Origin of the sequence: Actinomadura madurae (genome assembly GCF_047130825.1) — a bacterium.
GTDB lineage: Bacteria > Actinomycetota > Actinomycetes > Streptosporangiales > Streptosporangiaceae > Spirillospora > Spirillospora madurae.
In genome coordinates, this window is sequence record NZ_CP083237.1 from 5,915,778 (window position 1) to 5,928,746 (window position 12,969).

Sequence of the window (12,969 nt, forward strand, 5' to 3'; positions counted from 1 at the left end):
CAGGATTACCCGTGCAACCCACGAGCGGGGCCGGGGCATCGCCGGCCCGGGGCTAGAGTCCCGCCTGTGAGTACTCCGAACTTCACCTTCCGCTCGGCGACGCCGGCCGACGTCCCGGCGCTCGTCACGCTCGTCGAGTCGTCCTACCGCGGCGACTCCGGCCGCACCGGTTGGACGTCCGAGGCCGACATCCTCGACGGCCAGCGCACCGACGCGGGCATGGTCGCGGACGCGGTGAGCGGCGCCGGAAGCCGGGTGCTGGTCGCCGAGACCGTCGACGGCCCGGTCGCCTGCTGCCAACTGGAGAACCGCGACGGGCACGCCTACTTCGGGATGTTCGCGGTGGCCCCCGCCGCCCAGCGCGGCGGGCTCGGCTCGACGATGCTGGCCGAGGCGGAGCGGCTGGCCCGCGAGGAGTGGGGCGCGGACGAGATGCACATGACGGTGATCAGCGTCCGGGAGGAGCTGATCACCTGGTACGTCCGGCGCGGATACGTCCGGACCGGGAAGACGAGCCCGTTCCATTACGGCGACGAGCGCTTCGGCATCCCCAAGCGGGACGACCTGGAGTTCGAACTCCTGGTGAAGCCGCTCCGCTGACTTCCGACTGCCTGTGGTTTGAGGGTCTGCGTCGAGTTTCCTCTGCCGACCTGCACCATTGTCGGCCAAACCTTCATAGGGCACGTCAATGAGACGATTTAATGTATGAAGTTCATCCTCGAAGTCGACATGAGAGAAGGCGCCATCACCGAGGACGCCGCGGGCGAGCTGGGGCGCATCCTGCGGTACTGGGGCGGCAACGTCCGGCACTACGCGCTGAAGCCCGGCGACGCGTCCGCGATCTACGACTCGGACTACCGCGAGGTGGGCCGCTGGGAGATCACCGAGACGCCCGCCTGACCCCCGCGCACGACGGAACGCCCGGCCGGAGGGAACCGGCCGGGCGTTGCGCGGGGAGCCCCGGACCAGATCAGGCGATGTTCTTCGGGCGGTACGCCTTGTACTCGCTGCCGCTCGACAGGCCGTACGTGCGGGTCCGGTGGTCGGTGCCGTAGCCGCCCCGCTGCTCGTACGCCCAGTAGGCGGTGTGCTTGCCGCTGGTCCACTTCTCGAAGATCACGACGTGCCGGGTGGTGTTGCTCCCGATCGCGTCGATGATCAGGTCGCCCTTCTTCAGCTGGGACATCGAGATGCGCGTGCTGTAGGTGGACGACGCCAGGCCCACCGTGTTCGGGCCGGGCTTGGGCAGCCGCAGCGTCATGGACGCGTAGCCGGAGCAGTCGGTGCGGTAGCCGCCGTGGGTCTTGGACTGGCTGTAGGGGACCCGGCTGCCGGTGTGCGGGTTCCAGGTCTTGGCGTTGGCGATGACCTGGTCACGGGTGACCTTCGGCGCGGCGGCCGCCGCGACCTTCGCGTCCGCGGCCTGCAGCTGGACGCCCTGGACCGGTGCGGACGGTCCGGCCTGGCCGGACGCGCCGACCAGTCCGAAGACGGTGCCGCCGGCGAGCGCCAGCGAGCTGGCGCCGATGAGAACGGCTCGGGGGGAAGCCATTGATAATCCTCCGTGAATGGCAGTGGAATTGCGCCCGGTGGGGGCGCTTGGCGGGGGTTCGTCGATCGACTCGGCAAACCCTAGGGAGCACCGTCCGCCATTCGCCAACCTCTCCGGAAAGGTTGGGACGCTGAGACATTCATTACGGCTTCGACCTGCGACAACGCTGTCCCGGACGGGCGTCCGGCGGGACACTGGGACACGCTGAATTGCCTCTCGGGACTCACGTTGGGTGCCCGCGGCCGGACGATCGGTGATCATCACGGGATTCCGTGCTGGCACTCTCGGAACTGGGCATAATGGGCCAGCCCTGCCCCGAGTTCCGGAGCGCACCCGGGCCGCCGCCCGGAAAAGGCGCTGTGACCTGCGGGAGAATCGTTCATGAGCCGAACCCGACCACCGACCCCGCTGCCCGGAGACCTGCCGGAGGCGGTGCGCGTCCTGCTCACCGAGCTGCGCGGGCTGAAGGAGGAGTCCGGGCTCGACCTGCGCGCCCTGGAGCGCCGGACGCACGCGAGCCGCTCGTCGTGGGGGCGGTGGCTCAGCGGCGAGACATGGATCCCGGCCGACGCGGTCGCGGCCCTCGCGGACCTGTGCGGCGCGGACGCGCACCGCCTGGCGGCCCTGTGGGAGGTGGCGGACGAGGCGAGGCGCGCGGCGCCGCCCACCCCCGCCGGGACGAACGGCACGGCGGACACGATGGACACGGCGAAAACGATGGACACGGCGGCCACGGTGAGCGCGCCGTCAGAGCCGCCGCCCCACCGGACGGGCCGGCACCGCCGCCTGCTGTTCCTGGGCGCCGTCGTCGCCTGCACTTTCGTCGCCGGGACGGCCGGGGTCGCCCTCGGCGCCTCCCTGCGGACGCCGCCCGTCTCCGGGGACTCGGGCGGCCGCCCGCCCGGCGCGACCGGCGAGTCCGTCGGCGCGATCAGCCGCCAGGACGTCATCGCCCGCAGCCGGAGCTGGCATCCGCACGGCCCGCGGCGGGTGCCCTACGACCAGGCGGCCGGCCACCAGGGGTACCGAACGGACGGCTCGGGCTACGCGTCGATGGCGCTAGGGCTCCCGAAGCCCGGCCCCAACTCCGCGCTCCTGGAGGCGTCCTACTGCCGGCAGATCCCCATGCCGTCGCTGCGCCCCGGCGACCTGGTCATCAAGTCGAGCGGCGGCGCCGACGTCCGGGAGGTCCTGATCTTCGAGAGGTGGACGAGCGGCGCGCGCACCGCCTACTGGGCCTACCAGCAGCGGCGCGGCTACGGAACCGACCACCTGGTCCGCCGGGACGGCCTGGCCCGCGGCAGCGACCACCGCGCCTGCCGCCCGAGGAACATCCAGGACGACCCCGTCGGCTGACCCCGGCGACCGGTCGCCAGGGGCCCGTCACCGAGGAGCCGGGACGAGGCGGAAGGCCAGGAACGCCGGGAGGGCCTCCAGCGTGGCGTGGTCCTCCGGGTAGCGGTCCGCCATCTCGGGGGCCGGGCGGGGCTCCAGGAGCTCCTCGATGAGGAAGCCGGCCTCGCGGAACTCGGCGCAGATCGACGTCAGCGGCCGGCGCCAGGCCCGGATGGGCCAGTCGCGCTCGTCGCTCAGCGACTCCTCCACCGGCTCCTCGGTGAAGTAGGAACCGCCGAGGCGCACCCATCCCATCGTCGGGTGCTCGGTGGACAGCACCAGCGCCCCCGAGGGCTTCAGGATCCGCCGGAACTCCCTCAGCAGGGCCACCCGGTCGTCGATGTAGTGGATCGCCAACGCCAGGACGACGAGGTCGGCCGCACCGTCCCCCACCCAGGTCAGCGGCCGGGAGAGGTCGTGCACGCGCAGGTCGGCGCGGCCCCCGGTGCGGGCGCGGGCCAGCTCGACGAAGGTCGGGCTCACGTCGCAGCCGGTGACGCGGGCGCCGCGGTCCAGGAGCTCCCGCGCGTAGAGGCCGGGTCCGCAGGCGGCGTCGAAGACGCCGCGGCCGGCGACGTCTCCGGCGAGGCCGAGCATCGCGGGACGGTCGTAGAGGGCGTTGTGGGCGCTGTCCTCGGCATGGGCCGCGTATTCGCGGGCGAAGCGCTCGTACATGTCCCCGATCGTGCCAGAAAAGATCAACTGGTCGTGTCAGGAGGACGGCCGCTCTCGGTCAGGTCCGGGGGGACGGCCGGCAGCACGGACGCGAAGTAGTCCTGGGCCGCCGTCGACGTGCCGACGTCCCGGCCCGACCTCTCCGACAGGTACCAGCGGTGTTCGAGGACCTCGTGGAACAGCTCGACGTCGTCCAGGCGATCGCGCAGATCCGGCGGAATCGCTTTGATCACGGGTTCGTACACCTCGGCCAGCCACTGGTTCGACGCCACGACCTCCGGCACCGGGCCGCCGTGCAGGCGTTCGAGATGGCCGCGGAAGGCGGCGATGTCGTTGAGCAGCCGCCGCGCCTGGTTCTCCTGCGCGTCCAGCCCGGTGCGGGCCATGAGGATGCGCCGGTGGTGGCCCGGCTCGGCGACGCGCGTGCGCACGCGCAGCCGCGCCCCCTCCGGCGGGCCTTCCGAGGGGGGACGACCCCCCACACCCCCCGGAGCACCTTCGGTGCTACGCACATCGACCAGCTCCACCTCGTCCACATCGAAGCCGAGGGAGTTGATGCGGCGGAGGCGCTCCGCGATGCGGTAGCGCTGGTCGGCGGGATGCAGGATCTCCTCGCGGGTCAGCTCGTCCCAGAGCCCCTGGTACCGGCGGACGGTGTCGTCCGCGACGTCGATCGGGTCGACGTCGTCGGGAAGGGTGCCCGCCGCCGCCAGGTCGAACAGCTCCCCGGCGATCCGCTCGCGCGCCAGCGACACGTCGTAGTCGCGCTGTCCCTCGGAGAGGGACGGGTGCAGCTCGGCGGTCTCCGCGTCCACCAGGTAGGCGGCGAACGCGCCCGCGTCCAGGCGGAACAGGACGTTCGACAGCGAGCAGTCGCCCCACATGAAGCCCGCCAGGTGGAGCCGGACGAGGAGCTCCACCAGCGCGTCCAGCAACCGGTCCGTCGGATGGGCGTAGCGCGCGTTGGCGAACAGCGCGCGGTAGGACGACGAGTGGTCGAGGAAGCGCGTGACGAGGATGGCGTCCTGGTCGGGACGGTCGACGACCACGCCGATCACCTCGACCGCGGGCAGGCCGAGGGAGCGCAGCTCGCGCAGCAGCCGGTACTCGCGGCGCGCCAGCCGCGCGTCCAGCTCCTTCAGCGCGTAGACCGCCCCGCCCTCCGCCACGAACCTGACCGTGTGGCGGGACAGGCCGCGCTGCCTGATCTCCACCAGCCGCGCGTCGTCCCATTCCGCGAGCGGCACCGTCCACGGCAGGTCGAGCAGGCCGGCCGCCGACTCCCCGGGCGGGGTGAAGACGAAGTGCATCGGTCACGGTTCCGCGACCGACGCCCCGTCCCCGTCCCCGGCCGCGCCGGCCGCCGGCTCGCGCTGCGCCTCCCGGCCCGCGACGCGCGAGTCCTCGGCGATGCGGCCGAGCTGCGCGACGCGCTCCTCGTCCCGGGTGAGGTTCTCGCCCGTGGCCGGGTCGAAGATGTGGGCGCGCGCGGTGTCGATCCACAGCTCCGCCTCGCGTCCCGGCGCGATCAGGCTGGCCGCGTCCAGCGACACGACGGCCTGCGTGCGCAGCTGGTCGCTGTCGAGCTCCCGGGACAGGTCGCGCAGCTGCGCGGCGAGGTCGTCGGGCGCCTCGTACGGGACGTAGGCGTACAGCTCGTTGCCGAGCCACTCGGTCACGTCCACCCGGGCCCGGACGACGCTGCCCCGCGCCTTCTTCTCGTCGGCGACCAGCGACGCGTCCTCGAAATGCTCCGGGCGGATGCCGACGAGCACGACCGACCGGTCGCCGATGGCGGTGACCTTCCGCTCGTCCCGCAATTCGAAGCGGCCGAGCGGCGTTTCGAGAAACGCGCCGTCCACGGACGCGGGCAGGAAGTTCATCGACGGCGAGCCGATGAACCCGGCGACGAAGAGGTTGACGGGCTCCTCGTACAGCTCGCGCGGGCTCCCGACCTGCTGCAGGACGCCCCTGCGCAGCACCGCGACCCGGTCGCCGAGCGTCATCGCCTCCGTCTGGTCGTGCGTGACGTACACGGTCGTGGTGCCGAGCCGCCGCTGGAGGCGCGAGATCTCGGTGCGCATCTGCCCGCGCAGCTTCGCGTCCAGGTTCGACAGCGGCTCGTCGAACAGGAACGCGTCCGCCTGCCGGACGATCGCGCGCCCCATCGCGACCCGCTGCCGCTGCCCGCCGGACAGGTTCGCCGGCTTGCGGTCCAGGTGCTCGGTCAGCTCCAGCAGGTCGGCGGTCTCCTTCACGCGGCGCTGCACCTCGTCGTCGGAGGTCTTGGCGAGCCGGAGCGGGAACGCGATGTTCTCGAACACGGTCAGGTGCGGGTACAGCGCGTAGTTCTGGAACACCATCGACAGGTTCCGCTCGCGCGGCGCCACCTTGTTGACGACCCTGTCGCCGATGACCATCTCGCCGGACGTGATGTCCTCCAGCCCGACGATCATCCGCAGCAGGGTGGACTTCCCGCAGCCGGACGGGCCGACCAGGATCATGAACTCGCCGTCCCGCACGTCCAGGGACACGTCGTTCACGGCCGGGAAGCCGTCGCCGTACTGCTTGACGATGTTCTTCATGGTGATGGCGGCCATGGTCTTCCCCTCAGCCCTTGACGGCGCCGGACGTCAGCCCGGCCACGATGCGACGCTGGAACAGCAGGACGATGATCACGACCGGGACCGTGACCACGACGGCCGCGGCACAGATCGCGGTGGTGGGCTGCTCGAAGTACGACTCCCCGGTGAAGAACGCCAGCGCCGCCGGCACCGGTCTGGCGTTGTCGGTGGACGTCAGCGAGATGCCGAAGACGAAGTCGTTCCAGCAGAAGAAGAAGGTCAGGATCGCCGCGGTGAACACGCCGGGCGCCGCCAGCGGGACGATCACCTTGCGGAACGCCTGCCAGCTCGTGGCCCCGTCCACCTGCGCGGCCTGCTCCATCTCCCACGGGATCTCGCGGAAGAACGCCGACAGCGTCCAGATCGCGAGCGGCAGCGCGAACGAGATGTACGGGATGATCAGGCCCGGCCAGGTGTCGTACAGGCCGATGTTGCGCCACAGGTCGAACAGCGGCCCGACCAGCGACACGACCGGGAACATGGCGATGGCCAGCGCGAAGGACAGGATGATCTTCTTGCCGGGGAACTCCAGCCGGGCGATCGCGTAGGCGACGAGCGTCGCGAACACCACCCCGATGAACGTGGCGATCAGCGAGATGCCGATCGAGTTGATCAGCGCGGAGGTGAACAGGTCGGTCTGGAACACCGTCTCGTAGTTCTGCCACGTCCAGTCCTGCGGGAAGAACCCCTGGACGTTGCCGATCTCGCTGGGCGTCTTGAACGACAGCATCACGATCCACAGGATCGGGAACGCCGTCCAGACCAGGATCAGCAGCGAGGCGACGATCCACAGCGACTTCGAACGTGCCGACTCCATCAGCGGTCACCTCGCACTTGGGACAGGTCCACCCGGAACCCCTTGATGAACAGTGCCGCGATCAGCACCACCGACAGGAACAGCAGGACGCCGACCGCGTTGCCGAGGCCGAGCTCCGTCCGGGTGATGATCTGCTGGTAGGTGAGGAACGACAGCACCTGGGTCTTCTCCTGCCCCGCCGTCATGATGAACACGTTGTCGAAGATCCGCCACGCGTCCAGCGTCCGGAACAGCACCGCGACGAGGATCGCGGCCTTCATGTTCGGGATCGTGACCCGCTTCAGCCGCTGCCACGCGGTGGCGCCGTCGACCGTCGCCGCCTCGCCGAGGTCGCGCGGCACCTGCGCCAGCCCGGCGAGCAGCAGCAGCGACACGAACGGGGTCGTCTTCCAGATCTCCGACAGGATGATCACGAACAGCGCGGCCCAGCGGTCGGAGAACCAGGCGAAGTCGCCGAGCCCGAACCAGGAGTTCACGAACCCCGACTGCACGTCGAAGGCGTACTTCCAGGCGAACGCGGAGATGACCGTGACGATGCCGTAGGGCAGCAGGATCGCGGTCCGCACCGTCCGCCGCCCGAAGATCGCGCGGTGCATCACCATGGCCAGCGCGAACCCGATGACCAGCTCGACGCCCACCGTGATCACGGTGATGACCAGGGTGGTGAGCACGGTCTGCCAGAACAGCGGGTCCGACAGCGCGGTCGCGTAATTGCCGAGGCCGACGAACCGCCGGTCGTCGGGCGCGGTGATCCGGTAGCTGAACAGCGACTGGTACAGCGCGTTGATCAGCGGGTACGCGGTGACCAGCAGCATCACGATCACCGCGGGCGCCGACAGCAGCAGCCCCAGCCTGCGCTCGGCCCGGCCCCGGTCGGAGATCTCCGCCCGGGCGGGGGCGCCGGCCGGCCGCTTGAGCGTCGTATCTGCGGACGTCATCCGGACACCTCCGTTAGAGCAGGGCCTTGCCTTGCAGGACCTCGCGGATGAACGCGGCCGACGCGCCGGGCGTGGTGGCCGGGTTCACCGACGCCGGCGGGTGCCACCGGTTCTGGATGGCGCCGGAGACGTCCGCGTAGTAGGGCGTGGCGGGACGGGGGGCCGCCGCGGCGATGGAGTCCCGCATCAGCGGGGCCATCGGGAACTCCTTGAGGATGTCGGGATCGTCGAAGATCGCCGGCCGGGCGGCGACGTTGCCCTCGTCGAGCATGTACCGCTTCATGTTCGCCGGCGAGGTGATGCAGCGGACGGCCTCCACGGCCAGGTCGTCGCGGTGCTTGCCGTACGCGCCGACGCCGATCTCGATCCCGCCGAACGGCGGCTTGCTCTCCTGCTGCGGGCTCACCCTCGGGTACCGCGCCCAGCCGAGGTCGTTGACGATGTTCTTGTCGATGGCGCCCGCCTCGGCGTCGCCCTTCTCGGCCCGCCAGACATAGCCCCAGTTGAGCAGGAAGCCGCCGCGCGGCCCGTTGATCGTCGACCGGGACTGCTCCTCGATGTCGGTGGACAGCGTCGGGCTCGCGGCCGACGAGCGGGCCAGCTTCTGGATGATCGACGCCGCCTGCCGCCCGGCGGGCGAGTCGATGTCGATGGTGGCCTCGTCGCCCTTCTCGGCGTCGCTGATGATCCGGCCGCCGGCGGACGCGATCAGGGCGTTGATCCACACCATGTAGCCCTCGTACCGGTTGCCCTGAACGCCGACCGTGGTGTTGGTGCGGATGGCCGCGTCGATCAGCTTGTCCCAGGTGAAGTCGGGCGCGTTCGGGTCGATGCCCGCCTTCTGCGCCACCGACTTGCGGTACCAGAGCAGCTGGGTGTTGGCCCAGAACGGCGCCGCGTAGAGCTTGCCCTCCCATGTGGAGCTCTGCACCGCCGTGTCGAACACGCCCTCGGTCAGCGGCGCGGCCTCGCTCTGGGTGAACGGGCGCAGGAACCCGGCGTTGGCGGCCTCCGCCACGAAGACGGGGTCCAGGCTCATCAGGTCGAGCCCGGAGTCCTTGGCCGCCAGCCGCCTGATCAGTTGCTCGCGCTGCTGGGTGGCGTCGCTCGGCAGCAGCGACGTCTCGATCCGGTACTTGCCGCCGGCCGCCTGCGTGCAGGACTTCGCGATGGCCGCCTGCCCGCCGTTGTCGGGGTTGATGTACCAGGTGAGCTTGGGCGCCCCGCCGCCGCCTCCGCAGGCCGAGAGCCCCCCGGCCACCAGGGCCAGCGCCAGCGCCGCCCGCAACCGTCCCGCCGGGCCGTGCCGCCCGGTGGCCCTCGTGCGCCGCCGGGCGCGTTCCGGCCCGTCCGACTCCGCTCGTCCGACTCGCTCGACCATGGGGCCTCCCGCAGCCTCCCGCCGCACCGCGAGCACTTCGCCGGACCGCGGATCCGGCGGGATCGATCTCCATTCGAACACCGGACCGGGTGACTGTCGAGATCCAAAGAGTAATCGGCGGGCAAAGCCGACCTCATGCGGAACACAAGCCACAGGGGTCGCACCGGGAGGGGCCCGGGTCGTACAGCCAGCCCGCGTACTGGACCCCCTTGATGACCGTCCTGACCTGCCGGAACAGGGTCGGCGGGAGCGCGCACAGCCCGCTGTCCACGACGTCGCGGAAGATCGGCTCCGAGACGATGAGCGCCACGTTCCGCTCGGGGTGGGCGTCCAGGTACCGGCGCACCGGCCGGGCGTCGAGGAGGCGGCTCACGACGACCGGCGCGTGCCCGGCCGGCCCCAGCACCGCCGGCCATCCGATGATCAGCGCGCCGTGGTGGAGCGCGAGCCGCACCCGCAGCCGGCGCCCCGGGGCGCCGCGCTCCTCCAGGGCGGCGAGCGCGCGTTCGAGAGCGGGGGCGAAGACGCCGGTGACGGTGACGATGTCGGCGTCGTCCGGCAGCACCGCCAGCACACCGTCCCCGGCCACCTGCTGCGCCCACGCGGCGCGGTCCAGCCCGGCGTCCGCCGCGGCCCGCTCCATGGCGTCCAGCAGATCGAGCTGGGCCGCCACCTGCATGCGCGGCGTGCGGAGGCTGTAGCCCTGGATGTCGACGGCGAGCAGCAGCCGGAACGTCAGCCGGATGTCCGCCGGACGCTCCGGGACTTGCGGTTCTGGGACGGATGTCGGGACGACCGCCATGATGCCCTCCGCCTCGTGCACGGCCCTGGACGGGCTTCCCGGCCTGGCCGGGGTTGCATTCAGAATGGCACCCGGGAGAGCATGGCAGAAGTCGCCGAAATGGCCGCCGAAAGCAGAATGCCAGGTGGCGCGGAGCGATCCGGCATATCGCAACGGAGCAGACTGGAGCACGTTCCCGCGAGCCGCTGGAAAGGCCCAGTTAAAGGCTTACTGATCGCGTGTCCCCTGCCTTTCTGCAACCTGGCAGAACGGCATATGGGGGCGACCTGTCCTCGACGTTACATTCTCATTATCGGTAGGTATCGAGAAGGCGCGGAGAGATCGCGGACCCCGACCGACCCGCGAGCCCTCCGCGCCTTCGCCTGTGGGGCGGTGGCGCGGTGGCGGCCTAGTAGCCGCCGCCCGACCCGTAACCTCCGCCGCTTCCCCCGTCGCCGGAACCCGAACCGGATCCCGAGCCGGTGGCGCGCTTGCCGGACGGCTGGGTGGCCCACCAGACGCCGCCGACGCCCTGGCCCTTCGTCTCGCCCGGCTGCTCGTCCTTCTCGTAGTAGTACATGGGCCAGCCGTCGATGGTGAGCTGGCACTTGCCGTCGTCCTTGCGCTCGATGAAGTCGACGAGCTTCTTGGAGACGCCTTCGACCTTGAGTTTCTTGAACCCGTTGAACACGACCGGCGGCCACGCCTTCTTGCACGAGCCGAAGCAGGTCGTCGTGGGCGGCTTGTCGGTGTCCTTGTCGAACCGGTAGAGCGTCCGGCCCTTGCCGTCGGTCAGGATCATCCCGAGCTTCGGGTCCTGCCTGGCCTTGACGACCGTCCAGCCCTTCCAGCGGTTGTCGTTCTCCTTCTTGACCGGCGCGGCCTTCTTGCCCGTCGGCGCCGCCGCGTACCAGGTGCCGCCGACGCCCTGCCCCTCGGTGTCGCCGGGGCTCTGGTCCTTCGCGTACCGGTACAGCGGCCATCCGGCGAGCGTGACCTGCCACTTGCCGTCCGGGCGCTTCACCTTGCCGACCAGCGACTGCTCGACGCCCGTGACCTCGGTCTCCCCCGTGCCGGCCTCCACCGGCGGCCACGCCTTGGCGCACGCCTCCGCGCAGGTGGACGCGGGCGGGCGGGCGGTGTCGTTGTCGAAGCGGTAGAGCGTCATCCCCTCGCCGTCGGTGACGACCTTGCCGAGCCTGGTGACGCTGGCGACCTCCAGGCTTGACGGCTTCGGCGCCGGCGGCCGCGACGGCTCGGCGGAGGGCCGGGCCTGCGCCTGCGATCCCGCGGCGTTCTGCTTCCCCCCGGCCTTCTCCTGCCCGCACGCGGACAGCACCAGTCCCGTCGCCGTCAGGGCGGCCGCAGCGGGGATCGCCCAACGTGGGAATCTCATGTCGTGGTCCTCCAGGTCGTCTGGGCCCCGGCTCCGGTTCCGGGTCCCGCACGTCGATCGCGGGGAGCCGCCGCACCGCTCTCCTGGATCGTGGAGCAGTACGGTGAAGCCCGCGGACCGGGTTCAACGCCGCGGAACCGGTCAGCCGCGTGCCGAGTCGGATACGTACGGCGATCGATGAGGAAGGCAGCGGTGACCACCGGAAACACTCCCCCCGGCGGACGGGTCGACCTGCGCAAGGGCCCGAGCGAGGAAAGGCCCGAGCCGCGTCCCGGCCCGGCGTGGATCGTCGTCCCCGCCCGGATCGTCGCGCTGATCGTGGTGGTGCCGGTCCGCCTCGTCCACGACCTGCTCGTCGTCGTGGGCCGGGGCATCCGGGCGGGATGGAACGGGCTGATGCGGGGCCTCGCCGCCATCGGGCGCGGGCTCGGCGCGCTGTTCGACTTCCTCGTGGTACGGCCGCTGCGCTGGCTGGCCGTCGTGGTGATCCTCGGCTTCCTGCGCCGGCTCGGGCGCGGCTCCGGACGGCTCGCACGCTGGTTCCACCGGGTGCTGCTCGCGCCCGTCGGACGGTTCATCGCCCTGATCGGGCGCGGCCTCGGACGTCTCCTGGACCTCGTCCTGCTGCGCCCGCTACGGGCCCTCGGGCACGGGCTCGCCTGGTGCCTCCGCCTCATCGGCCGCGGGTTCGCGCTGCTCTTCCAGGGGATCGGGCTGCTGCTCGGCGTGCTGCTGGTCATGCCCGCCGTCCTGCTGTGGCGCTACGTCCTGCGCCCGCCGCTCCTCGGCCTGGCCTGGCTGCTCCTGGGCGTCTGGAGCGGCCTCGTCCGGCTGGCCCGCGGCGTGTGGGCCGGTCTGACCTGGCTCGGACGCGGCGTGTGGGGCGGTCTGACGTGGCTCGGCCGGGGCTGCCTCATCGTCCTCGCGGCGAGCTGGGGCGTGTTCGCGGCGGGCCTCGCACTGCTGGCGGCGGGCGCGGCCCTGCTCGGCCGCGGTCTCGCGTGGCTCGGGTACATCCTGATCGTCGTGCCCGCCCGCGCCGTGTGGCGGTTCGTGCTCGCGCCCATGGTGGCGGCGCTCGTCGGGACGTGGCGGCTCGCGGGCCGCATCCTGCGCCGGCTGTGGCGGACGCTCGTCGTCGCCCCCGTCCGGATCCTGGTCGTCGCCCCGGCGCGCTGGGTGGGCGCGACCGTGGTGCGTCCGATCGGGCACGGCATCCGCGGGACATGGCGGGTCGCGGTACGCGACCCCGTCCGCGCCGCCCGCCGGACGATGCGCGAGGCGCGGCGCGACGTCCGGCTCCAACTCCGCCGCGTCTTCCGCGGCTACTGACCGCGCCGGACACCGAACCGCGCCGGCCTCCCGGGAGGGAGGACCGGCGCGGCCCGTGATTAGGTTCCGCGGCCCTCA

Annotated in this window: 13 protein-coding genes; 4 read left to right on the top strand and 9 right to left on the bottom strand. The window is 71.5% G+C overall.

Features of this window, described 5'->3' with window-relative positions; translation table 11 throughout:
• Positions 1 to 66 precede the first annotated feature (66 nt).
• Together K8Z49_RS26790 and K8Z49_RS26795 are read left to right on the top strand one after the other, a co-directional pair.
• Complete coding sequence (locus tag K8Z49_RS26790; RefSeq protein ID WP_021594906.1) at positions 67 to 600, top strand: GNAT family N-acetyltransferase; 534 nt, start codon at positions 67 to 69, stop codon at positions 598 to 600.
• A gap of 105 nt (positions 601 to 705) precedes the next feature.
• The gene (locus K8Z49_RS26795; RefSeq protein WP_021594907.1) at positions 706 to 900 is read left to right on the top strand and encodes a hypothetical protein; all 195 of its coding nucleotides are present in this window, start codon (positions 706 to 708) and stop codon (positions 898 to 900) included.
• 70 nt (positions 901 to 970) lie between these two features.
• On the opposite strand, the gene K8Z49_RS26800 is transcribed toward K8Z49_RS26795, so the two are convergent.
• The gene (locus K8Z49_RS26800) at positions 971 to 1,552 is read right to left on the bottom strand and encodes a hypothetical protein (RefSeq protein WP_021594908.1); all 582 of its coding nucleotides are present in this window, start codon (positions 1,550 to 1,552) and stop codon (positions 971 to 973) included.
• Positions 1,553 to 1,933: 381 nt separating this feature from the next.
• Here K8Z49_RS26800 and K8Z49_RS26805 point away from each other — a divergent pair, with 381 nt between their 5' ends.
• Complete coding sequence (locus tag K8Z49_RS26805; protein WP_412515522.1) at positions 1,934 to 2,908, top strand: helix-turn-helix domain-containing protein; 975 nt, start codon at positions 1,934 to 1,936, stop codon at positions 2,906 to 2,908.
• A 27-nt stretch (positions 2,909 to 2,935) separates the two neighbouring features.
• Here the strand turns inward: K8Z49_RS26805 and K8Z49_RS26810 are convergent, their stop codons facing one another.
• The 8 genes from K8Z49_RS26810 to K8Z49_RS26845 form a co-directional block, all read right to left on the bottom strand.
• Complete coding sequence (locus K8Z49_RS26810) at positions 2,936 to 3,622, bottom strand: class I SAM-dependent methyltransferase (RefSeq protein ID WP_075024074.1); 687 nt, start codon at positions 3,620 to 3,622, stop codon at positions 2,936 to 2,938.
• Positions 3,623 to 3,645: 23 nt separating this feature from the next.
• Complete coding sequence (locus tag K8Z49_RS26815; protein WP_024934226.1) at positions 3,646 to 4,932, bottom strand: DUF4032 domain-containing protein; 1,287 nt, start codon at positions 4,930 to 4,932, stop codon at positions 3,646 to 3,648.
• A 3-nt stretch (positions 4,933 to 4,935) separates the two neighbouring features.
• Positions 4,936 to 6,222, bottom strand: coding sequence for an ABC transporter ATP-binding protein (locus K8Z49_RS26820; protein ID WP_021594913.1), 1,287 nt, complete (start codon positions 6,220 to 6,222; stop codon positions 4,936 to 4,938).
• A gap of 10 nt (positions 6,223 to 6,232) precedes the next feature.
• Positions 6,233 to 7,063 (bottom strand): carbohydrate ABC transporter permease, encoded by an 831-nt coding sequence (locus K8Z49_RS26825; RefSeq protein ID WP_021594914.1) that lies wholly within the window; start codon positions 7,061 to 7,063, stop codon positions 6,233 to 6,235.
• A complete protein-coding gene (locus tag K8Z49_RS26830) occupies positions 7,063 to 8,001 on the bottom strand; it encodes a carbohydrate ABC transporter permease (protein ID WP_021594915.1) in 939 nt (312 codons plus the stop codon). Before K8Z49_RS26830 ends, K8Z49_RS26825 begins: the two co-directional genes overlap by 1 nt.
• 13 nt (positions 8,002 to 8,014) lie before the next feature.
• On the bottom strand, positions 8,015 to 9,382 hold the full coding sequence (locus tag K8Z49_RS26835) for an extracellular solute-binding protein (protein WP_412515523.1): 1,368 nt from the start codon (positions 9,380 to 9,382) through the stop codon (positions 8,015 to 8,017).
• A gap of 133 nt (positions 9,383 to 9,515) precedes the next feature.
• Positions 9,516 to 10,205 (bottom strand): hypothetical protein, encoded by a 690-nt coding sequence (locus K8Z49_RS26840; RefSeq protein ID WP_111830755.1) that lies wholly within the window; start codon positions 10,203 to 10,205, stop codon positions 9,516 to 9,518.
• 367 nt (positions 10,206 to 10,572) lie between these two features.
• A complete protein-coding gene (locus K8Z49_RS26845) occupies positions 10,573 to 11,559 on the bottom strand; it encodes a hypothetical protein (RefSeq protein WP_412515524.1) in 987 nt (328 codons plus the stop codon).
• Between the two features lie 192 nt (positions 11,560 to 11,751).
• Between K8Z49_RS26845 and K8Z49_RS26850 the strand changes: the two genes are divergently transcribed.
• The gene (locus K8Z49_RS26850) at positions 11,752 to 12,891 is read left to right on the top strand and encodes a hypothetical protein (protein WP_412515525.1); all 1,140 of its coding nucleotides are present in this window, start codon (positions 11,752 to 11,754) and stop codon (positions 12,889 to 12,891) included.
• Positions 12,892 to 12,969: the final 78 nt, after the last annotated feature.

Coding starts and splice junctions, on each gene's coding strand:
- K8Z49_RS26830 (WP_021594915.1), bottom strand. CDS start 8,001: ATGACGTCCGCAGATACGACGCTCAAGCGGCCGGCCGGCGCCCCCGCC.
- K8Z49_RS26795 (WP_021594907.1), top strand. CDS start 706: ATGAAGTTCATCCTCGAAGTCGACATGAGAGAAGGCGCCATCACCGAG.
- K8Z49_RS26815 (WP_024934226.1), bottom strand. CDS start 4,932: ATGCACTTCGTCTTCACCCCGCCCGGGGAGTCGGCGGCCGGCCTGCTC.
- K8Z49_RS26825 (WP_021594914.1), bottom strand. CDS start 7,063: ATGGAGTCGGCACGTTCGAAGTCGCTGTGGATCGTCGCCTCGCTGCTG.
- K8Z49_RS26805 (WP_412515522.1), top strand. CDS start 1,934: ATGAGCCGAACCCGACCACCGACCCCGCTGCCCGGAGACCTGCCGGAG.
- K8Z49_RS26810 (WP_075024074.1), bottom strand. CDS start 3,622: ATGTACGAGCGCTTCGCCCGCGAATACGCGGCCCATGCCGAGGACAGC.
- K8Z49_RS26835 (WP_412515523.1), bottom strand. CDS start 9,382: ATGGTCGAGCGAGTCGGACGAGCGGAGTCGGACGGGCCGGAACGCGCC.
- K8Z49_RS26845 (WP_412515524.1), bottom strand. CDS start 11,559: ATGAGATTCCCACGTTGGGCGATCCCCGCTGCGGCCGCCCTGACGGCG.
- K8Z49_RS26820 (WP_021594913.1), bottom strand. CDS start 6,222: ATGGCCGCCATCACCATGAAGAACATCGTCAAGCAGTACGGCGACGGC.
- K8Z49_RS26800 (WP_021594908.1), bottom strand. CDS start 1,552: ATGGCTTCCCCCCGAGCCGTTCTCATCGGCGCCAGCTCGCTGGCGCTC.